The sequence below is a fragment of the Sphingomonas lycopersici genome, assembly GCF_026130605.1.
GTDB classification, from domain to species: Bacteria; Pseudomonadota; Alphaproteobacteria; order Sphingomonadales; family Sphingomonadaceae; genus Sphingomonas; species Sphingomonas lycopersici.
This window is the reverse complement of record NZ_JANFAU010000001.1, coordinates 486,727-509,047: the sequence shown is the minus strand read 5'-3', so window position 1 is coordinate 509,047 and position 22,321 is coordinate 486,727. Positions and strand designations below refer to the sequence as shown.

The 22,321-nt window shown below is 65.6% G+C and carries 13 protein-coding genes; 8 read left to right on the top strand and 5 right to left on the bottom strand.

What is annotated here, in order from left to right; all coding sequences use genetic code 11:
* Nucleotides 1–37 precede the first annotated feature (37 nt).
* Genes NED98_RS02090 through NED98_RS02075 form a run of 4 tightly spaced genes read left to right on the top strand, consistent with a single transcriptional unit; the run spans nucleotide 38 to nucleotide 9,154 of the window.
* Entirely contained in the window at nucleotides 38–1,429 is a 1,392-nt protein-coding gene (locus tag NED98_RS02090) for a cytochrome c family protein (protein WP_265311721.1), read from the top strand.
* The gene (locus NED98_RS02085) at nucleotides 1,426–3,372 is read left to right on the top strand and encodes a heme-binding protein (protein ID WP_265311720.1); all 1,947 of its coding nucleotides are present in this window, start codon (nucleotides 1,426–1,428) and stop codon (nucleotides 3,370–3,372) included. The genes NED98_RS02090 and NED98_RS02085 overlap by 4 nt, the downstream gene beginning before the upstream one ends.
* A gap of 2 nt (nucleotides 3,373–3,374) precedes the next feature.
* Nucleotides 3,375–5,177 carry a hypothetical protein gene (locus NED98_RS02080; protein ID WP_265311719.1) on the top strand — a complete coding sequence of 601 codons (1,803 nt, stop codon included), beginning with the start codon at nucleotides 3,375–3,377 and terminating at the stop codon, nucleotides 5,175–5,177.
* A complete protein-coding gene (locus NED98_RS02075) occupies nucleotides 5,177–9,154 on the top strand; it encodes an LVIVD repeat-containing protein (RefSeq protein ID WP_265311718.1) in 3,978 nt (1,325 codons plus the stop codon). Before NED98_RS02080 ends, NED98_RS02075 begins: the two co-directional genes overlap by 1 nt.
* Nucleotides 9,155–9,182: 28 nt before the next feature.
* On the opposite strand, the gene NED98_RS02070 is transcribed toward NED98_RS02075, so the two are convergent.
* From NED98_RS02070 to NED98_RS02055, 4 genes are all read right to left on the bottom strand, one after another.
* Entirely contained in the window at nucleotides 9,183–9,782 is a 600-nt protein-coding gene (locus tag NED98_RS02070; RefSeq protein ID WP_265311717.1) for an HAD family hydrolase, read from the bottom strand.
* A 187-nt stretch (nucleotides 9,783–9,969) separates the two neighbouring features.
* Nucleotides 9,970–10,860 (bottom strand): LysR family transcriptional regulator, encoded by an 891-nt coding sequence (locus NED98_RS02065; protein WP_265311716.1) that lies wholly within the window; start codon nucleotides 10,858–10,860, stop codon nucleotides 9,970–9,972.
* A gap of 67 nt (nucleotides 10,861–10,927) precedes the next feature.
* Nucleotides 10,928–13,351, bottom strand: coding sequence for a penicillin acylase family protein (locus NED98_RS02060; RefSeq protein ID WP_265311715.1), 2,424 nt, complete (start codon nucleotides 13,349–13,351; stop codon nucleotides 10,928–10,930).
* 28 nt (nucleotides 13,352–13,379) lie between these two features.
* Entirely contained in the window at nucleotides 13,380–15,647 is a 2,268-nt protein-coding gene (locus NED98_RS02055) for a TonB-dependent receptor (protein WP_265311714.1), read from the bottom strand.
* Between the two features lie 477 nt (nucleotides 15,648–16,124).
* On the opposite strand from NED98_RS02055, the gene NED98_RS02050 reads away from it, so the two are divergent.
* A complete protein-coding gene (locus NED98_RS02050; protein ID WP_265311713.1) occupies nucleotides 16,125–18,212 on the top strand; it encodes a S9 family peptidase in 2,088 nt (695 codons plus the stop codon).
* A 67-nt stretch (nucleotides 18,213–18,279) separates the two neighbouring features.
* On the opposite strand, the gene NED98_RS02045 is transcribed toward NED98_RS02050, so the two are convergent.
* On the bottom strand, nucleotides 18,280–19,194 hold the full coding sequence (locus NED98_RS02045) for a LysR substrate-binding domain-containing protein (protein WP_265311712.1): 915 nt from the start codon (nucleotides 19,192–19,194) through the stop codon (nucleotides 18,280–18,282).
* Between the two features lie 102 nt (nucleotides 19,195–19,296).
* On the opposite strand from NED98_RS02045, the gene leuC reads away from it, so the two are divergent.
* Genes leuC through NED98_RS02030 form a run of 3 tightly spaced genes read left to right on the top strand, consistent with a single transcriptional unit; the run spans nucleotide 19,297 to nucleotide 22,243 of the window.
* Nucleotides 19,297–20,727 carry a 3-isopropylmalate dehydratase large subunit gene (leuC, locus tag NED98_RS02040; RefSeq protein WP_265311711.1) on the top strand — a complete coding sequence of 477 codons (1,431 nt, stop codon included), beginning with the start codon at nucleotides 19,297–19,299 and terminating at the stop codon, nucleotides 20,725–20,727.
* Entirely contained in the window at nucleotides 20,724–21,332 is a 609-nt protein-coding gene (gene leuD, locus NED98_RS02035; RefSeq protein ID WP_265311710.1) for a 3-isopropylmalate dehydratase small subunit, read from the top strand. The genes leuC and leuD overlap by 4 nt, the downstream gene beginning before the upstream one ends.
* Nucleotides 21,332–22,243, top strand: coding sequence for an alpha/beta fold hydrolase (locus NED98_RS02030; protein ID WP_265311709.1), 912 nt, complete (start codon nucleotides 21,332–21,334; stop codon nucleotides 22,241–22,243). Before leuD ends, NED98_RS02030 begins: the two co-directional genes overlap by 1 nt.
* Nucleotides 22,244–22,321 lie beyond the last annotated feature (78 nt).

The following is a 22,321-nucleotide window of genomic DNA, read 5'->3' as shown; positions in this document are numbered from 1 at the left end:
CGGACGCGGTGGGGCGCGGACGGCAGGGGGGCATAGGATGCGGGGCGGGGGTCAGGCGATCATCGGCAGGTCCGCGCTCGGCGGGGTGCTGGTCGCATTGCTGCTCGCATTGTTGCTCGGCCTGCCCGATCTCGCGCGTTCGGCCGACGCCGCCGGCGCGCAGGCCGCGGGACGCACCTATGTCGGCGTCGCCTCCTGTGCCGGATCGACCTGCCACGGGCGGATGGAGGCGGATGGCAAGGTCGTCCGCCAGGACGAACTCAAATTGTGGCAGGAGCCCTCGACACCGGGCGGGGCGCATAGCCGTGCCTTTGCGGTGCTCGGCGGGACGCGCGGGCGGCAGATCGCGGCGACGCTCGGGCTGGGCGAGGCGACTGCCGCGCCCGCCTGTCTCGGGTGCCATTCCATCCCGGCCGGTGCGCGCGGCCCGCGCTTCCTCGCCCAGGACGGCGTCGGGTGCGAGGGCTGCCACGGCGCGGCGAGCGGCTGGATCGCCACGCATTATGCGGTCGGCGCGACGCATGCCGCCAATGTCGTGAACGGCATGACCGCGCTCGATCGGCCGCAGGTGCGCGCGGGCGTCTGCCTCGATTGCCATTTCGGCAGCGCGCGGCCGGGCCAGTTCATCGATCATCGCATGATGGCGGCGGGGCATCCGCGCGTCTCGTTCGAGCTCGACCTGTTCTCGACGATGCAGGCGCACCACAATGAGGACGCCGATTACGCGCGACGCAAAGGCCGCACCGATAGCCTTAAATTATGGGCGGTGGGGCAGGCGAGCGCGGTCGAGCGCGCGCTGACGCTCTATTCGAGCGCGAAGGGCAGCGAAGGCGCCTTCCCCGAATTCTACTTCTTCGATTGCCAGAGCTGCCACCGCCGCATCTATGATCAGGCCGAGCGCAGCAAGACGTGGGAGGCCAATCCCGGCCGCCCGATCCCCGCCGGGATGCCGCCGTTCAACGACGAGAATATGATCATGCTCTCGGCCGCGGCGCGGGTGATCGCGCCCGGGCTGGCGGGGCGGTTCGATGCCGACAGCCGCGCCTTCCATGCCGCACTCGCCAGGGATCGCCCCGCGGCGATCGCGGCGGGGACGCGGCTGGCGGCGAGCGCGCGTGCCTTGGCCGATGCGTTTGGCGCGGCGGCGATCAATGGCGATATGGCCTTCACCTTGGTCGCCGAGGTCGCCGGCGGGGCGATCGCGCCGCGCTTCACCGATTACGAAGGATCGGTGCAGGCGGTGATGGCGGTCGATACCTTGCTCAACAGCCTCGTCAAATCGGGGCGGATCACGATCGGCGCGGCGGCCGGCATCCGCGCCGACGTCAACCGGGCCTATGCCGCGGTACACGAGCCCAATGCCTATCGCCCGGCCGACTTCCGCGCCGCGCTGGCGAGCGCCGCACGCAGCATCGGGGCGCTGCGATGAGACTGCGTGCGCTCCTGTGCATCGCGTCCCTGTTGCTGTCGTCGTGCGGCGACGGCGGCGCGAGCGGCAGCTCGCCGACCCCGACGCCGAGCACGACGGCCGCGACGACGGTTTATGCGGTCCCGGCGCAGGAGTCGCTCTCCGTCAGTGACGTCCAGGCCGTCATCGCCCACGCCGCCGCCGAGGCGCAGGCGCGCAACCTGCCCGCGGTGATCGCGGTGACCGATCGCGTCGGCAATGTCCTCGCGGTGTTCCGCATGACCGGCGCGCGCGCCACCGCGACGACCAGCGCGGCGCCCAATGGCGTCAATATCGACGCACAGAATCTCACCGTCCCGGCGGAGGTCGCGGCGATCGCCAAGGCGATCACCGGCGCCTATCTGTCGAGCGCGGGCAACGCCTTTTCGACCCGCACCGCGAGCGAGATCGTCCAGCAGCAATTCCCGCCTTCGCCCGCGACGACGGGGCTGGAGAGCGGGCCATTGTTCGGGGTGCAGTTCAGCCAATTGCCCTGTTCGGACCTTGCCGCGCGTTTCATGGCGGGCGGCGCGGGAACGGGGGCGCTGATCGGGCCGAAGCGTTCGCCGCTCGGGCTCGCCGCCGATCCGGGGGGCTTCCCGCTCTACAAGAATGGCGTGGTGGTCGGCGGAATCGGGGTGATGGCTGACGGCGTCTATGGCTTCGACCCCGATGTCAGCAATGTCGACAATGATCCCGAGGAATATATCGCGCTCGCCGGGACGCTCGGGTTCGAGGCGCCCGATACGATCCGCGCCGATCGCGTGCCGGTCGACGGCACGTTGCTGCGCTATTCCGACGCGAGCTATGCGGGGCTGATCGCGACCAGCGCGCCGGGCTTCGCCACGATCAACGGCAGCATCGGCGCGCTCGTCGCGGTGCGCGGTTACTATGGCGATCCGGCCCCGGTGGTCCTCCCCGGCGCGGCCTATGGCACCGAGGCATCGGGGGTGCGCGCCGCGACCGCCGGCGAATTCTCCAACCGCGACGCCTTCGTGCTGACCGACGGCAGCGGCGCGAACCGCTTCCCGATCCGTGGCGGAACCGATGCGGGCGATGTCGCGCAGCCGCTCTCTGCGGGCGAAGTGACCGCGATCCTCGAAGAGGCCTTTACGGTGATGAGCCGCGCGCGCGCGCAGATCCGCGCGCCGCTCAACAGCCGCGCGCAGGTTTCGATCAGCGTGGTCGATACCCGCGGGCAGGTGCTCGGCGTGGTGCGCTCTCCCGATGCGCCGATCTTCGGCACCGACGTCAGCTTGCAGAAAGCGCGGACGGCGGCGTTCTTCTCGGGGAGTCATGCGGGGAGCGATCTTCTCGCTAGTCCCAGCGCCGATGTTGCCGGGTTCGTCGGGCGCGCGCGCGCTTTCCTAAACGATCCCAATGCGCTGACCGGGCGTTATGCCTTCACCGATCGCGCCAACGGCAATCTCTCCCGCCCCTATTTCCCGGACGGCGAGGTCGGGCGCCCCAACGGCCCGTTCTCGCGCCCGATCGCGCAGTTCAACCCCTTCTCGACAGGGCTGCAATCGGCGCTGATCGTCGGCGATCTCGCCGCGCATCTCGCTTATGTCACCGGGGTGAATGCCGCCGATACGCCGCAGCGCTGCGGCGCGGCGGCGGGGCAGACGCGGGCGCCGAACGGGGTGCAGATTTTCCCCGGGTCGGTGCCGGTCTATCGCGGCAACGTGCTGATCGGCGGGGTCGGCGTGTCGGGCGACGGGATCGATCAGGACGATATGATCGGTTTCCTCGGGCTCAACAATGCGGGCAAGCGCGTCGGCAGCCTGGGCAATGCGCCGGCCGCAATCCGCGCGGATCAAATCGTCGTCAATCTCGGCAATGAGAGCGTGCGGCTGCGTTATGTGAACTGCCCGGTCGCGCCGTTCCTCGATACGTCGACGCAAGACGTCTGTTCGGGGTTGTAGCGATGGGCCCGCTCGCGCTCCTTCCCCTGGCTCTGCTGGCGCAGGCGACCGATGCCGCGCCGCAGGCCGATCCGTCGCCCGACGATCAGTCGATCCCCGGCCGCCGCCGCCCCGGCTATGAGGCGCCGCTGCCCGAGGCGGTGACGCAGGACAATCGCGGCGCGGTGCGCGCGCCGCCGCCCGAGGCGTTCCCGGTCGATCAGGTGCCGGTGCCCGATCGCTGGCGGCTGATCGAATCGCTCGGACTGGTCAAGGAACGCTGGTTCGATCCCTATCGGCAGAATAGGCTGAAGGGCGACCGGCCGATCGACCGCGACAAGGTGAAATGGCTGCCGATCAAGGGCGACGACTGGTTCTTCGTCGCCAATGCGGTGAGCGACACGGTGATCGAGCCGCGCACCTTCCCGATCCCGGTCGGGGTGCAGACGACGCAGCGCCCCGGCAGCAACGACGTGTTCGGCAGGGACACCAGCCTCGTGCTGAGCCAGACCTTCATCGCCGGCGTCTCGCTGGTGAAGGGCGCCACCGCGTTCAAGCCGCCCGAGATCGAATATCGCCTGACCCTGGCGTATAATATCAATTACGCGCAGGTGCCCGAGCGGCGCGTCTTGTTCGTCGAGCCGTCGAAGCCGACCCACCGCACCGATCAGTTCCTCGGCGTGCAGGAAGCGTTCGTCGATGTCCACCTGACCAATACGTCGGATCGCTACGATTTCCGCTCGATCCGGATCGGCATCCAGCCGTTCCAGTCCGATTTCCGCGGCTTTCTGTTCAACGACCAGCAGCTCGGTATCCGGCTGTTCGGCAATCGCGACGACAATCGCTTCCAGTTCAACCTCGCGGCTTTCTGGCGGCTGGAGAAGGATACCAACAGCGGGCTCAATTCGGTGACGCACACGCCGCGCCGCGACTGGGTGTTCGTCGCCAATCTTTACCGGCAGGATTTCCTGATCCCTGGCCTCACCAGCCAGATCACCGCGGTCTATAATATGAACCGCGAGAAGAATCGGATCGAGATCGACGACAACGGCTTTCCGGTGCGCCCCGCGCTGATCGGCGACGGGCGCGGGCGCGATTATGACGTGGTCTATCTCGGCTATAATGCCGACGGGCGAATCGGGCGGATCAACCTCACCGCCTCGCTCTACGGCGCGTTCGGCGAGGATCGGAACAGCATCTTCACCTCGCACCCCGCGCGGATCCGCGCCGGCTTCGCAGCGACCGAGATCAGTTACGACAAGGATTGGATGCGCTTCCGCCTGTCGGGGCTCTACGCCACCGGCGACGGCAAGCCATATGACAAGGTCGAGACCGGGTTCGACGCGATCTTCGAAAATCCGGTCTTCGCCGGGGCGGACACGAGCTATTGGATCCGGCAGAGCATCCCCTTCGCCGGCGGCGGGCGCGCGATCGCGATCAACGGGCGCAACGGCATCCTCAATTCGCTGCGCTCGTCGAAGGAGCAGGGCCAGTCCAATTTCAACAACCCCGGGACGATGCTGGCGGGCGCGGGCGCCGATTTCGATCTGACCCCGCAGTTGCGCCTGTCGGGCAACGCCAATCACCTGTGGTTCGAGAATACCGCGACGCTCGAGGCGCTGCGCAACCAGGGCGGGATCGACAAGTCGATCGGCTGGGATCTCTCCACCGCCGCGATCTGGCGGCCCAAGGCGACGCAGAATATCGTCTTCCGCCTGTCGGGCGCGGTGTTGCTGCCCGGCGCGGGCTTCCGCGATCTGTTCACCAATAGCGACCGGCACCGGAATTATTATTCGGTGCTGGCGAACTTGATCCTGTCCTATTGATGCGCCGCTTTCTCCCCTTCCTGCTGCTCGTCCTTTCCGCGCTGGCGCTGCCGGTCGCGATGCTGCACGCGTCGGGCGGCGAAAAGCCGGTGGCGCGCGTCTATATCGCTTCGCCGCCCGCCCCGATGAGCCAGACCGCGGCGCAGGTCGCCGCCAAATCGGACGGGTGTTACAGCTGCCACACCAGAACCGACGAACCTTCGATGCACGCGACGCCGGCGGTGATGCTGGGCTGCGTCGATTGCCACGGCGGCAATGCCGCGGTGCGCGGCGATCCCGCGCGCGGGTTCGACGACCCCGATTATGTCGCCGCGCGCGAGCGGGCGCATGTCCTGCCGCGTTTTCCCGAGGCGTGGCATTATCCCTCTTCGGCCAATCCGCAGCGCAGTTATGCCTTGCTCAACCGCGAGGCGCCCGAATTCGTCCGCTTCGTCAATCCGAGCGACTATCGCGTCGCGCGCGAGGCGTGCGGCGCCTGCCATCTGCAGGTGATCGAGGCCGCCGAGCGGTCGCTGATGGCGACCGGCGCGATGTTGTGGGGCGGAGCGGCATATAACAACGGCGTCGTCCCCTATAAGAATTACATTTTCGGCGAGGCCTATACCCGCGACGGCCAGGCGGCGAAGATCGTCTCGCCCGGCGATCCGCCGGGGACGCTGACGCCCGAGCAGCAGGCGCGCGGCGCGCTTGCTGCGCTCTATCCCTTGCCGACCTGGCAGGTGACCCCGCCGGGTGACGTGTTCCGCGTGTTCGAGCGCGGCGGGCGCAATATCGGCACGCAATTTCCCGAGATCGGCCTCCCCAATCCGACCGGCTCGATCCAGCGGCTCGAGGAGCCCGGGCGCCCCGATCTCAAGCAATCGAGCCGCGGCCCCGGCACCGGGCTGCGCGTCGCGATCCCGGTGCTCAACCTGCAGAAGACGCGGCTCAACGATCCGTACATGTGGTTCATCGGGACCAACGATCAGCCGGGCGATTATCGCCATTCGGGCTGTTCGGGGTGCCATGTCGTCTATGCCAATGATCGCGAGCCGCGCCACAGCCTGATCTATGCCCCCTATGGCCGCGACGGGCAGAGCGCGACGGTCGACCCGACGATCGCGGCGAAGACCGCGCACGGCGCGTTGAAGGGGCCGGCGGGCGAGCCGATCGATCCGGCGTCGGTGGCGAAGGAAAGCGGCCACCCGATCCGCCACAGCTTCACCCGCGCGATCCCCACGTCACAGTGCATGACCTGCCACATGCACCAGCCCAACATCTTCCTGAACAGCTATCTCGGCTATACGATGTGGGATTATGAGGCGGATGCGCCGCTGATGTGGCCCGCGCAGCAGAAATATCCCACCGCCGCCGAAACCCATGCCGCATTGGAGCGCAACCCCGAGGGCGCGAACCCGCGCGGCAATTGGTCGGACCCGGATTTCCTGCGCAACGTCTATGATCTGAACGCCAGGGCGAAGGACACGCAATTCGCCGATTATCACGGCCACGGCTGGAATTTCCGCGCGGTGTTCAAGCGCGATCGCGCGGGCAATCTGCTCGATGCCGAGGGCAAGATCGTCTGGCCCGACGATCCCGAGAAATTCCGCCGCAAGGGCGAGGGCAAGTTCGTCCCCGTCGGGGTCAATCCCGGCAAGGCGGTCCATCTGATGGACATTCACGCCGAAAAGGGGATGCAATGCGCCGATTGCCATTTCGCGCAGGACAGCCACGGCAACGGCTTCATCTATGGCGAGGTGGAGAATGCGATCGAGATCGGGTGCAAGGATTGCCACGGCACCGCGGACGCTTATCCGACATTGCTGACCTCGGGCCCGGCCGCGCCACCCAAGGGCACCAACCTTGCGCTGCTGCGCAATCCCGACGGCCAGCGCCGCTTCGAATGGTTTTATGATGCGGGCGGGCGGCGCCGACTGGTGCAGCGCTCGATCGTCGATCCCAAGCTCGAATGGGAAGTCAGCCTGGTCAAGGATTCGGTCGATCCGGCCAATCCGCATTTCAACGCCAAGGCGGCGCGCGCCAAATTGATGAGCCGATCGGGCGCGGAGGACGGCAGCTTCGCCTTCGGGCTCGGCGTGGCCAAAAGCGATCGCGCGCATAATGACGAGGATGTCGCCTGCTTCACCTGTCACCTCAGCTGGACGACGAGCTGCGGCGGGTGTCACCTGCCGATCGAGGCGAACTGGAAGACGACCAGCCACCATTATGAAGGCGAGGAGACGCGCAACTTCGCGACCTACAATCCGCAGGTCGCGCGCGACGACATGTTCCAGCTCGGCAAGCATATGACGACCAAGGGCAATGAAACCGCCCCGGTCCGATCGACATCCGCGCTGGTGCTCTCCTCGACCAACATCAACCGTGAGCGCATCTATATCCAGCAGCCCCCGGTTTCGGGGATCGGTTTTTCCTCGCAGGCGTTCGCGCCGCATTTCCCGCATACGGTGCGCCGCACCGAAACCAAGACCTGCTCCGATTGCCATCTGTCGGCGAAGGACGACAATAATGCGATCATGGCGCAATTGCTGCTGCTCGGCACCAATACCGCCAATTTCGTCGGGCTGAACGCGTGGACCGGGCTCGAGAACGGGTTCGAGGCGGTGCGTGTCACCGAATGGAGCGAGCCGCAGGCGGTGATCGGCAGCTATCTGCAGAAATATGCCTATCCCGATTATTGGCGGATGCATGTCGAGCGCAACGGCCGCGAGCTCAAGGATTGGGTGCGCGGCAAGACCTTCGATCGCAAGGCCTCGGGCGAGACGCATCCGCTGGAGGAATTCCGCAACGTCATGAAGGGCACCGCCGATCGCGTCGGCTGCCTGCAACTACGCGGCGAATATATGTATGTCGCCGAAGGGAAGGGCGGCTTCCGCGTCTATGACGTGGCGTCGATCGCCAACAAGGGCGTGTCGGCGCCGATCCTGAGCGCGCCCTTCTCGAAGCTTGGCCAGAATACCAATGTGGCGTCGAAGAATGCCACCTGCGTCGCGCTGCCGACCAATCAGCCGATCAATCCGCTGCGCAACACCGCCGAACGCCGCAAGATCAATCAGGAACAGCCATTCCTGCCAATCTACAGCTATGCCGCGGTGACCGACAGCGTCGAAGGGCTGATCCTCGTCAATATCGAAACGCTGGCCGACGGCGAGTTCCGCAACAATTTCCTCAAGCGCGCGGTGACGTGGAACCCCAATGGCGTGCTCAACGGCGCGCGGCATGTCCAGCTTGCCGGGCAGATCGCGTACATCACCGCCGATGCCGGGCTGGTGGTGGTCGATCTCGCCGACCCGCTCCACCCGCGGCTCGCCGCGGTGCGCCCGCTGAGGGAGGCGCGGGCGAGCGCGATCCAGTTCCGCTATCTATGGGTGACCGATGTCGAGGGGCTGAAGCTGTTCGACGTGACGCGGCTGACCGATCCGGTCGCGATCCCCGCGGCGACGGTCCGCTTCGCCAATGCGCGGCGCGTCTATCTCGCGCGGACCTATGCCTATGTCGCGGCGAAGGGCGAGGGGCTGGCGATCGTCGATATCACCAACCCGCTCAGGCCCGCGATCTATGCCAGGGAGACGTTCGGCGGGCGAATGAACGATGTCGAGGATGTGATCGTCGGCAGCACCAATGCCTCGCTGTTTGCTTATGTTGCGGACGGGCGCAATGGGCTCAAGGTGATCCAGCTCACCAGCCCGGCGAGCCAGCCCAATTTCTACGGCTTCTCGCCTGCGCCCAAGCCCGAGCTGATCGCCTGGGCGCGGACGCGGTCGCCCGCGCTGGCGCTGTCGAAGGGACTCGATCGCGATCGCGCGGTCGACGAGACCGGGGGGCAGATCGCGGTATTCGGCCGGCTCGGCTCGCGCCCGTTCACCCGCCCCGAAATGGAACGGCTGTTCCTGACGCGGCACGGCGCGCCTTATAAAGTGAGCGACGAGGTCGATATGAAGGCGTGGCGCCCGCCGCTCAAGGTGGCCGCGGGGCAATGAAAGCGGCGCGTCCAAGCTAACCAATATATCACACCAATTGCTCGAGCGGATCGAGCCTATCCGCATTGAGCAACGGGCGCGCCGTATCGGCGACGAAGGTGAGCCTTGCTCGATTGTGCCAGAAGACAGGCATGCCGACCCCCGCTGCGCCGGGAATATCGGCAGGCGAGCCGGCGACGAAGAGCGTCCGCGCCGGATCCGTGCCAAGCCGATTCAGCGCCATGCGGTATGGCTCCGGGCGTGGCTTGTAGAATCCCGCTTCTTCCGCCGTCACGACGATCTCAAAAGGGACGCGAACCCGCTGCGCCGCTCGCCGCCCCAAAGCGATCGAGCAGTTTGTGACGACGGCAATCGGGATCGCGCGATCTCGCAAACCTCGCAACAACCCCGGCGCTTCCGGCCAGGGTTGAAGACTATCCCAGGAGGTGACGAGATTCTCGGCGGCCTTTGCCGCGACACCCGTCTCGAGCGCGGCCTCGCGCACAAGATCCTCATAGGGCCGATACGCGCCGCATCCATAAGTCAGCGCAAGATAGGCGCGCCGCCAGCGCATCCCGTCATCCGCGCGGCCCGCAGCGCGATTCCAAAGCGACCATGAATCCAGCAGCGCGGTGAGGAGATCGAACATGACGGCCTCGACGGGCTCTTGCGACATTTGCTTATCTGACACTTTCTCGGCACCAATAGATTGGACGGCTGATCGGTATCAGCGACTGCCGCCGGCAGGCTAATGCCGATAGCGAGAGATTCTATGCTAGCCCGCGCGCTGGCGCATCGAGATCGTGTCGAGAGCGCCCGACTGCATTGCGGCGTGATCAATCGACGGCAAGAGTCCAAAAAGACTCCGCTGCGGGCGATTGACGCGCGCGCGGCCGATATAGTCGCAAATCGACCGGAATATCCCACTGCTCGCCACCCGCCCGAACCAATATCCCTCGTTCCAGCTCATCCCCAACGATGCTGAGGGGAAGCCAGGCCATGCCGGTCCCTTCCTTCACCATGCGAGCGAGGACCAACGTGTGCGAGGTGAACACGTTGTTGTAGGTAATGGCTTCCGGGCTCTTCGCCGTCATCGCCGATACAATGCGACCCATGCCCGAGGTCGGCCCATATGCCAGCAGGTTGACCGCGCCATCCGCCAGCGGATGAAGCGCCGTCATTTCCGTCTTGTGTGGGGCGCTGACTGGTACGAGCCTGTCATCGCCGAGGGATGCGAACTGAAAGCCGGTGCCATCGAGCGCGGATCGAGCATCAGGATGATGATGACAAAGGCAGAATTGGGCCTTTCCATCGAGCATCATCTTTTCCGATGCGTCCATATTGTCCGCCGTCATCTGAATCAGCAAAGGCGTGTCGGTCCGCGCCTGTAGCGACGCGAGCCATTGCGGAAAAAACGACAAAGCTAACGCATGCGTGACGAGAATCTTGACCGTCGAGGCCGATGTACCGGCGATTTCCTGCACTTCCTGCCGCCCATGCTCAATATCGCGCAGAACGGCCTCGGCGATCACCGCGAAGCGCTTGCCGGCCGGCGTCATCGTGATCTGGTGCGTGCGCCGATCGACGAGCTCCACCGACAGCCATTCTTCAAGCGCGCGAATACGACGACTGAACGCTGGTTGCGTGACATTGCGCGAGGCCGCCGCCCTTGAGAAATTCCCAAGGCGCGTGAGCGCGATAAAGTCTCCCAGCCACGCAAATTCCACGAATCTACCCTATAAGCGTGCCCATGATGACCCTAGCGTTCTTCATCGTTTCCGTCATTGTCGTCGGTTATCGCTCGCCGGCGACCGCCTCGGAATAGTCGATCGTGACGCTCGTAACTCGGCCGGCGAGGACATCGTCCGCCGCCATGTCGATCCGTTTGAATTGATTGCGTTCGTGCATCTGAACCTGGTCCGTCAGGTGGATTGTCCCATGTCTTGCGGGGTCGATGAACTGATTTTGCCCGCCCGCCTCGGTGATCGAATAGAGCGCGGGATGCGTCGGCGCCAATTCCATCATGCCGACCCATTCCTCGCCGCCGTTCAATGTCACCATCTTCGGCCCGAGCCCGAGTTCCGCCCAGAGCGCGTTGCTCCGCTCATCGTCGTTCGGCAGCGGCGGCCGTTCGGGGTCCTCGGCCTGATCGGTGAAATATTTCCAGAAAACCGGCATCCGCCACGCCGTCATCGGTTGCGCCGGAAAGCGTGACGCGACCTCGGCGATCGTCCGTCGCACCGTCTCCGCGACGACCTCGTCGCGGGGGCGGCCGTGGAAATAGTCGAATTTGACCGGCGCGCCGGCCGCCGCGCCCTTCAGCGTCCGATACAGCAGGCCGGTCTGATATTTGAGATAGCGATCGGCATCGATCTTCTTCCACCAATCGCCCATGTCGCGATCGAACAGCATCGCCGGCGCGATCTCCAGCCAGGCGCGGAACAGCGTAAGCCCCGGATTGTCGTAGCGGCCGTCCCCGTCGCGATCCTCGTAGCGCCCGTTCCACGACAGCATCAGGCCGACCGCCTCGGCGATCGTCGGATCGTGTGCCGCCGCGGCGCGCAGTGCCGGCGCGAAGAAGTCGGGCGACGTCTGGGTGCGATCGCGCGCGCTCATCGCGTTCCAAATCTGGCGGTTATACTCGGCCATGTCGAGCAGGGTCGCCGCGCGCGCCGCGGTGCCGAGGTGATTGCCCAGCCATGTCCGGAAGGTGGCGCCGATCCGCGCCTCGTCGCCTTCGCGTGACCAGATTGTCGGCTTGCTGTTCCAGCTGTGGATATAGCCCTGCTTGGGATCGAGCATATGCGGCCGCTCGGCAACCGCGAGAAAGCCCTGCCAGTCATAATCGCCGGTGCCGGGGGTCGGCAGGCGGGGATCGGTGCCGGGGGCGCGCTTGGGCTGGAGGCCGGTTTCCCAAAAGCCGATCCGGCCGTCCTCGTCGCCGTAGCAAATTCCGAAATCGGTCGACAGCCGCGCCACCGCCTGGTCGAATTCGCCGAGCGATCTCGCGCGTTGCATGTCGACCAGGCCGACCCAATTGTCGATCTCATGCCCGCGCTCGGCATAGCTTTGCGTGTAGGCGACGTGATGCGGTTTGTCCCAGGCGACGACCGGGCCGTGAATCGTCCGCGCCACTTCGTGGATCACCGGCGCGGCGCCCTTTACCGCGATACGCTCCCGACGGCGCTGCATCGTGCGCCATTGCCCCCGATACCAGTAACGATAGGGATTTTTCGGGTCGAGCTTCTCGGCGAACGTATCGGTGCTGTCGGAAACGCCCGAGGTCACCAGCCAGCCGTGGCGCGGGCCGCGCCCCATGATCGGCACGCCCCATGCCGGCGTGGTGAAGCCCGCGCTATCGAACCCGCCGCCGTGCAGATGGATTTCCGGGCCGTCGGCGGTCGCCTCCATCATCAGCACCTTGCCGCTGGCCGATTTTTGCGGGCCGATGACGAGGCAGCGGCTGTGATCGCGGCTGGGTGCGGCGGGAATCGACACCGGCCCGGCGGTGCCGTCGGGCAACAGGCTGAGATAGGTGGCGACAGGCAACGGCCGGGCGGGCGCGCGATCCTCTCCCGCCGGGATCGCGGTCGGCGATTCCGGATCGCTCACCGGGACGACATCGTCGAAGATGTCGCGGCCTGCCGTCACCCCGTGCTGCTGGATCATCGCGGTCAGGAAGGTGAGGTTGGTGACCTCATTGCCCTCGCGGCTGCGCGGAAAAGCGGCGATCATCGCGAGGAAATCGAGCAACGACCAGCGCGCCGGTTTCACCGCCCATTGGATGAACTGATAGGGCGTCTTGTGCGCAGGATCGCGCTCGATCTCGGCGATCGCGTGATTGATGCCATCAACATAGGCCTGCATCATCCGCCGATATTCGCCGGGCGCCGCGCGATACATGCGAAGCAATTCGGCGGCGTCGAGCAGTCGATCGCGCGAGATGACGTCGGATTGCACCGCCGATGGCCCGAGCACTTCGGCGGTCCGCCCCAGCGCGCGGCGGCGTGCCAGTTCCATGTCGGCCAGGCGATCCTGCGCGAGGGCATAGCCTGCGCCGAACAGCACCGCTTCGGATGTCGCGGCAAAGACATGCGGCACGCCCATCGCGTCGCGATCGATCCGGACGGGTTTCGGCGCGGCCTCGCTGACCGCGCCGGCCGGCGTGCCGATCGCGACCGCGCTCAGCACCAGCGCCGAGAGCATCTTGCGCCGCATCGATCCGCCTCGGCGGGCCGCCCCCATTTTAGAAATCCTTGCGGATCGAAAGGCTGATGATCCGCGGCCGGATCAGATAATAATCGGCGTAGCCAGCCGCCCCGGTACCGGTGGTGAAATAGGAATAAGCGGCCGAAGAGATTCCCTTGCTGTTAAAGATATTGCTCGCCGCGAGGCCGATTTCCCAGCCGTCACGCGCTGCCTTCACGCGTAGATCGACGGTCGTATAAGCGGGAAGCATCAGGTCGTTGTCGATCTGCGCGCGTCGCGACCCGGTATAATTGACCAGCGCCGACCAGGTAAGTCTCGAATCAAGCGGCCCGGCCATCTCGAACTGCGGTTCGAAATTCGCCTGTATCCTTGCGGTACCGGGCAGGCGCGTGCCGGCCGGGACGATGAAATTGCCGGTGAAGCCGCCGGCGACGTCGGTGGCGAAATTGCGCGTGCTCTGCAGATCCGCGCCGGTCTTGGCGTCGATATAGGTGAAGGTGCCGTTGAGCCTCAGCCCGGCGACCGGCCGCCATTGGCTGCTGATCTCGACGCCCTTCGATGTTGCGCTGCCGACGTTCGAGACGATCAGGAAGCCGTTCTGATCGGCGGTCGTGACCTGCGGGTTCTTCCAGTCGATATAGAAACCGGCGAGATCGAAGGTGAAGTTCCGGGCGGGTTCGAGCCGCACCCCGGCTTCGTAATTCCACAGATTGTCCGATTTGTATGTCGGATTGCCCGGCGTCGAACTGATACCGCCGAAGCGATAGCCTTTCGAGGCGGAAGCATAGAAGATCGCTTCGCGGCTCAGATGGTAGCGTACCTGGAACTTGGGCGTGAACCCGCTTTCGGAATAATGGTAATTCTTCGACTTCGCGGCAGAGATCATCGCCTGGGCGTTGGTCGTCCGATAGTCGACGCTGGTATTGAACCAGCGCCCGCCGGCGCCAAGTTCCAGATTCCCGAAATCGAGATTGACTTCACCGAACAAAGCCCGCTCTTCCGCCTTGCCGTCGCGGTGGACGTCGAAGAACAAATCGCCGAAGACAGGGTCGTTCGCGCCGGTCAGCGTCACATCCTGGATGCGATGGAAATTGACGTTCTGGCCGAATGCGCCGACCAGCCAGTTGAACACGCCCTTTTCGGCCGACGCGATCCGGAACTCCTGCGATATGCCGTTCGAGCGCCGGAACTCGACGTTGCGTGCCTCCTTGACGTTCGGAAACGGCCCGACCCCGAACCCCACGACCGACGACACGTCGATACCGATCGTCGCGTCGGGCACCAGCAATCGGGTGAGGTCGCCATCGAGATTGCGTTCCTTGGTCTGATGCGCGGTCAGCGACGTCAGCTTGATCGGACCGAGGATGTAATTGATCTCGAGCTTCGCCAGGCCGAACTTCGACCTGTACGAACTCGGGCGAGGCGAGGAATAATGATAGACATCGGGGCCGATCGAGGCAGACGTATCACCCTGATGCGATTCCTGATAAATATAGAGCCCGTCGATCGTCAGGTTATCGGTCGGTTTGAACAGGATGAGCGCGCGCCCGCCCTTCACCGTGCGACCGTTGACGTTGGTCTTTCCGGTGCCGATATTGTCGATATAGGCAGGGTCCGATTGATATTGCCCGTCGACGCGGATCGCCAGCACGTCGCGAACGATCGGCAGGTTCAGCGCGGCATAGCCGGATGCGCGGGTATTGCCGCCGTTCGCCGAATCGAGCGTTCCGAGGATCGACCCGCCGACGCGATCGAGCTCGGGCTTCTTGAACGTATAGTTCACCGCGCCGCCGAGCGAGCCGGAACCATAAAGCGCGCCCTGCGGGCCGCGCATCACCTTGACGCTGTCGAGGTCGAAAGCGGCGAGATCGGGGGTCGAGATATATTGGAACGGATCGGTGAACGGGATGTCCTCGATATAGATGCCGGTCGGCAACTGGCCGGTGCTGGTATTGTCGGACGAGGTATTGGTGCCGATGCCGCGGATCGTCAGCATCGCGCCGTCGGCGGAGCCCTTGTTGAACTGGACGCCGGGCGCGAGCTTGAAGATATCCTCCGCATCCTTGGCGCCGATATCGGTCAGTTCCTTCGCGCCGAGCACATTGACCGTGCCGGCGACGTCGCGAAGATTCTGCAGGCGCTTGCCGATCACGGTCACCTCGGGCGCATCCTGCGCCGGGCTCGAATCCGCCGTCGCGCCGCTGGTCTGCGCGACCAGCGGCGTGCCCGAGACGGTGCAAAGTGCGACGATGGCTACCCGCGCCGCCAAGCGCGCGCGTGCGCCGATATCCCGATCATCGTCCATCGCTTACCCTCCCTTTTCCCGGTTCCGTTATCGGATCCCGGTCTTTGATTTCGAGCGCGTCTGTGACCGCACCTTTGACCCGACGCCTTAATGATCGGGAGGCGAGCAAGCCAATGTCGACTTCGGATCAAACTATAAGCGGTCCGCATAACCAACGACATAGTCGGTGAGCCGAGCGGTTCGACCGGGGACGGCGCCTTTCGGCAGATGTAAAATCGCGATGAATCTCATCAAGTGCGTGATTTATATAGCAATATTGAACGGCCGTGACCGACCGGCTCCGTCGTTTAGGGCGCCGTGACCCCGCGTCCGAACACGGATGGCTTTCGTGCCGCCACCGCTGTTGACCGGACGCGCGCCCGTGGGGGCCTTGTCCTGGGGCGCAGGGCAGATTAGCATTACTGAGATCGCAGTTTGTGCGCCCGTTGAGCGCAAGCGCTGCGTCGTTCCATCGGAAAATAGAGAGAGGGGAAATCGATGAGCGGACCTTCATTCGGCGCATCCCGACGCCTGCGCGGCGGGCTGATAGCGGGTATCTTGATCGCCGCCAGCCCGGCCATCGCCGGCGCGCAGCAGGCGCCGACAACGGCCGGGGCACTGTTCCAGCCGATGGATATCTTCCGGCTCGCGCAAGCCGCCGAGCCGCAGATCGCGCCCGACGGGGCGACGATCGCTTATGTCCGCATGACGAACGACATCACCATTGATGACGCGAAGCAGACGATATGGCTGCTCGATCGCCGATCCGGCAACCAGCGCCAGGTCGCGACGACCGCGATCGACGCGGCGCAGCCGCGCTGGTGTGGCGACGGGCGGCGGCTCGCCTTCACCGCCCGGCCAAAAGGCGAGGAGCGCGGCATATTCGTCCACGAGCCGGCATCGGCGCGAACGCGACGCATCGCGACGCTGCCGAGCGCGGCGTCGGCGATCAGCTGGTCGCCCGATTGCACGCGCATCGCCTTTGTCATGCACGCTTATGCGCCGGCGCCGACATTGGGCACGCCGTTGAACAAGCCCGCCGGTGCCGATTGGGCGCCGCCGCTGCGCGTGATTACGCGCGCGACCTATCATAAGGATGGCAAGGGGCTGACCCCGCCGGGTTACGATCATATCTTCGTCGTGCCGAGCACCGGCGGTGCCGTGCGCCAGGTGACGAGCGGCGATTATGACGATGCCGGCGCGCTGTCCTGGTCCCCCGACGGCCGCTCCTTATTGTTCACCTCGCTCCGCGAAGCTGATGCCGATCGCGCGATTTACCGCAGCGCAATCTATCGTGTCGGGGTCGACGGCGGCGCGCCGGAACGTCTCACGTCATTGGACGGGCCGCTCCACGCTGCGGCCTATTCGCCCGACGGACGGACGATCGCCTTCACCGGTTTCGACGATCGCAAGCGCCGCACCTATGAGGATCGCCATATCTATCTCATGCCCGCCGAGGGCGGCGAAGCGCGCGCGCTGACCGGTGCGATCGATCGCAGCTTCGACGAGCCGATATGGGCGGCAGACGGGCGCGCGCTTTACGCGCTTCTGGACGACCGCGGCGTCCGCAAGGTCGCCCGGATCGCGCTCGACGGCACCGTCACGACGCTCGGCGAAGGCGTCGCCGACAGCGGGCTCGATCTGCCCTATTGCGGTGGGTCCTTCACGGTTTCGCGTGACGGGACGATCGCTTTTCCGCAAGGCGATCCCGGTCATCCTGGCGAGGTGGCGATCGCTGCCGGCGGCAAGACGACGCGGCTGACCGCGCTCAACGACGCGCTTCTCAAGACCCGCGTGCTCGGCGCGCTTTCGCCGCTCGCGGTGAAGGCCAATGACGGCACGCCGATCGATGCGTGGCTGATGACCCCGCCGCATTTCGATCCCTCGCGCAAATATCCGCTGATCCTCGAGATCCACGGCGGACCGACGCTGAGCTACGGCCCCTATTTCTCGACCGACGACCAATTATATGCGGCGGCCGGCTATGTCGTCGTCTACGCCAATGCACGCGGATCGGCGACCTATGGCGCTGCGTTCGCCAATGCGATCGACCGCGATTATCCGGGCGTCGATTACGATGATCAGATGCGCGTCGTCGATGCCGCGATCGCCCGGGGCTTTGTCGATCCCGACCGCCTGTTCGTCACCGGCGGATCGGCGGGCGGGGTGATGACCGCCTGGATGGTGGGCAAGACCGATCGTTTCCGCGCCGCGGTGTCGCAACGACCGGTGATGAACTGGACCAGCCTGGCGCTGATGTCCGACAGCGGATCCAAGATGATGAGCAATTGGATCGGGACGACGCCGTGGGAAAATCCCGAGGCCTTCTGGCGCCATTCGCCGCTGTCGCTGGTCGGCAACGTCAAGACCCCGACGCTGCTGATCGCGGGCGAGAACGATATCCGCACCCCTCTTGGCGAGGCCGCGCAATATTATGGCGCGCTGCAATTTCGCGGGGTGCCGACCGGGTTGGTGACGGTGCCGGGGGCCTTCCACGAGCTCGCCGCGCGGCCGAGCCATGCCGCCGCCAAGGCCGAGGCGGTCCTTGGCTGGTTCGCGCGGTTCGATCGCCCGATCGGGCATTGACGCCGCAACGCTTGGGGAAGTCTCGGCGCCTCCCCAAGCGACCTTGCCGTCAAGCCGGTTCCTGCGCCTAGTCCGCTCGCTTCGATCCCGCGCGGATCATGTTCCAGAAACGCTCGACCGAGGGCGATCGCCGCGCGCGCGGGCGATAGAGCCGGATCTCGATCGGGACGTCCCATTGTTCGCCCCCGGCGCGGACGAGCCGGCCGCTCTCCAGATCGGGGCCGGCAAGGCTGAGCGGGGCCCAGGTAACCCCGCGGCCGTCGCGCGCCATCGTCAGCAACCCATTGGCGAGATGCGATCGGAACACCGGCTTGAGGATCGCACCGCCCGAGATCAGCGTCTGCGACGCCTGGAGGATCCGCCCCATCCCCGACCGGCTTTCGAATTCCAGATAGGGCAGCGGTGCTTCGTGACTGCCCGGCAGTTGATTGAGCGGCTTGCCATCGGCGTCGGCGCCGGTGACCGGCAGCAGCAGATCCTGCCCGATATGGATCGAGGAAAAGCCGCTCGGATCGAGGCGGTTGGTCGCCGCAGGATGATCGTGGCAAAGCAGGAAATCGGCCCGCCCCTCGAGCATATAGCGCTCGCAGGCGACCATATGATCGGCGATCAACGTGATCGTGCCGAATCCGGCTTCGTCCTCGAGCGACTGCAGCCACGCCGGAAAGAAGGTCACCGACAGCGCGTGCGTCGCCGCGAAGCGCAATTCGCTGATCCGCGCGTTGCCGATCTCCTTCGCCTCGTCGCGGCCGATCGCCAGCCGCCGGGAAACCTCCTCGGCGACGAGCCGGAACGCGTTGCCGGCTTCGGTCAGCGCGATCCTATGGGTGTCGCGATCGACCAAGGTTACGCCGACCCAGTCCTCCAATGATCGGATGCGACGGCTGAAGGCGGGTTGACTGAGATTGCGCGCCGCGGCGGCACGCGAAAAATTGCTTTCGCTCGCGAGCGCGAGAAAGTCTTCCAACCACAACAGGTCCATCTCTGCACGCCCCGCATGAATTGATCGAAATGCAGCATTGGCCGCATCGCTTCAACGCATCCTAAGAGCTCGCCGCGGACGAGGATCGGGAGACATCGGGCTATGGCCGGCAGGCGGACATTGTACGACAAGATAATCGATCGTCACAAGGTCATGAGCATCAACCATGTCCGCGGCCCGGGTGAATCGCTGTTGCTCTATGTCGATCGCACCGTGCTCAACGAATATACCAGCCCGCAGGCGTTCAGCGGGCTGCGCGGCGCGGGGCGCGGAGTGTGGCGGCCCGAAACCGCGCTCGGCGTCATCGACCATGTCAATTCGACCGCACCGGTTCGCGACAATCGCAGCGCGGACCGCGGCGCCGCACGGCAGATGGCCTATTTCATCGAGAATGGCCGGGAATTCGGGATCGAGATTTATGACGTGCTGCACCCGTTGCAGGGGATCGAGCATGTCGTGCTGCCCGATATCGGCTGGGTGACGCCCGGGCTGGTGATCGCGGCGGGGGACAGCCACACCACCACTTATGGCGCGTTCGGCTCGGTCGGCTTCGGGATCGGCACCTCGGACATCGAGCATCTGCTCGCGACGCAATGCCTGGTCTATCATCGGTTGAAGACGATGCGCGCCGGCGTCGACGGGCTGCTCGCGCCGGGCGTCACCGCCAAGGACCTGATCATGGCGCTGATCCGCCGGATCGGCGCGAGCGGCGCGAGCGGCCATGCGCTGGAATTCACCGGCGAGGCGATATCGGCGATGGGGGTCGAAGAGCGGATGACGATCTGCAACATGGCGGTGGAATGCGGCGCCCGTGTCGCGCTGGTCGAGCCCGATGCGAAAGTTCGCACCTATATGGCCGGACGCCCGCGCTCGATCGCCCCGCATCATCTCGATCGCGCGGCGGCGCTATGGGCGGATCTCCGCAGCGATGCCGATGCGCGCTTCGACGCCGAGGTCCGGCTGGACGCCGCCACGGTCGCGCCGATGGTGACATGGGGCACCAGCCCCGATCAGGCCGCGACGATCGACGGGCATGTTCCCGATCCCGGCTCGCTGCGCGGCGCCGAGGCCAGCGCCGCGCGGCAGGCGATCGATTATATGGGGCTTGTGCCGGGCATGGCGCTGGCGGACATTCGCGTCGACCGGGCGTTTATCGGCTCGTGTACCAATGCGCGATTGTCCGATCTTCGCGACGCGGCGCGGGTGCTGAAGGGGCGGAAAGTCGCCGATGGCGTGCGCGCGATCGTATCGCCGGGCAGCTCGACCGTCAGGCGGGAGGCCGAGGCGGAGGGGCTCGACCGGATCTTCATCGCGGCGGGCTTCGAGTGGCGCCAGTCGGGCTGCTCGATGTGCCTGGCGATGAACGACGACGTGCTGGCGCCGGGCGAACGCTGCGCATCGAGCACCAACCGCAATTTCGAAGGCCGGCAGGGGAGCGGCGGTCGCACCCATCTGATGAGCCCGGCGATGGTCGCGGCGGCGGCGGTCCGCGGTCGGCTGGCCGACGTTCGCGACTTCGGCGCCGTTCGATGACCGTCTTCGAGGTCGTAGACGGGATCGCGGCGGCGATGCCCGCGGCCAATATCGATACCGACGTCATCATGCCCAAGGTCTTCCTCAAGGGCATCGATCGCAGCGGTCTCGCCGCCGGCCTGTTCCACGATTTGCGGTTCGACGATCAGGGGCGGCCGCGCCCCGATTTCGTGCTCAACCGGCCCGATCATGCGGGTGCGCGCTTTCTTCTGGTCGGGCCCAATTTCGGTTGCGGCTCGTCGCGCGAACATGCCGTCTGGGGATTGCGGCAATTTGGCATCAGGGCATTGATCGGCACCAGCTTTGCCGGGATATTCGCGGACAATGCCGCGAACAACGGCCTCCTGCTCGTGTCGCTGGCGCCCGATCGGCTGATGCCGTTGATGGCGGCAGCCGAGGCCGGGCCGCTGTCGCTCGAAATCGATCTGACCGACCAGCATATCCGCTATCCGGGCGGCGACTTGCATTTCGAGGTCGACGAGCGGTTGCGCCATAGCCTGATGTCGGGTCTCGACCGGATCGGCGAGACCCTGACCCATGCCGAGCGCATACGCGCGTTCGAGCGCGATTATCTGGGGGAGCGCCCATGGCTGGCAGAGAGATGATGAAGGTCACGGGTCACCCCGAGATCATGCCGGGGTTCGCCTGGTACGATGTCGATGCCGATGGCGTGCGGATCCGCGCCTGCATCGGCGGTTCGGGGCCGCCCTTGCTGCTGCTCCACGGGCATCCGCAGACGCATTTGACGTGGCACAAGGTCGCGCCCGCGCTGGCGCGCGACTTCACCGTCGTCGCGACCGATCTGCGCGGCTATGGCGACAGCGCCAAGCCCGCGGGCGGCGTCGATCATATCGGCTATTCCAAGCGCATGATGGCGGCGGATCAGGTCGCGGTGATGCGCGCCCTCGGGTTCGAACGCTTTGATCTCGTCGGCCATGATCGTGGCGGCCGCGCCGCGCATCGGCTGGCGCTCGATCATCCCGATGCCGTCGCGCGGCTGGTGCTGATCGATATCGCGCCGACCGCGACGATGTACGATGCGACCGACAAGGCATTCGCCAGCCGCTATTTCTGGTGGTTCTTCCTGATCCAGCCGTACGATTTGCCCGAACGGCTGATCGCCGCCGATCCCGATTATTTCCTCGACCGGCATATCGCCGGGCAGATCAAGGTTGAGGGCGCGGTCGATCCGCGCGTCATGGCCGAATACCGACGCTGCTATGCCGATCCCGCCACCCGCCACGCGATTTGCGAGGATTATCGCGCGGCGTTCGGCATCGATCTCAGCCATGATGCGGCGGACGCCGATCGCCGGATCGAGGCGCCGGTGCTCGCGCTCTGGGGGGCGCGGGGAACCGTCGGCGCGCTGTTCGACGTCGTCGCCACATGGCGCGAAAAGGCGCGCGACGTTCGCGGCTTCGCGCTCGACTGCGGCCATTCGCCGCAAGAGGAATGTCCCGATGCCCTGATCGCGGCGCTGCGCGGCTTTCTCGGCCGGGATTCGGGCGAGGCATGATTTGATCCGCTAATCGCATTGGCAATCGCCCCCGCCGCGCGGCAGGCCATGATCGCGCACCGGCGAATTAGGGGAGTG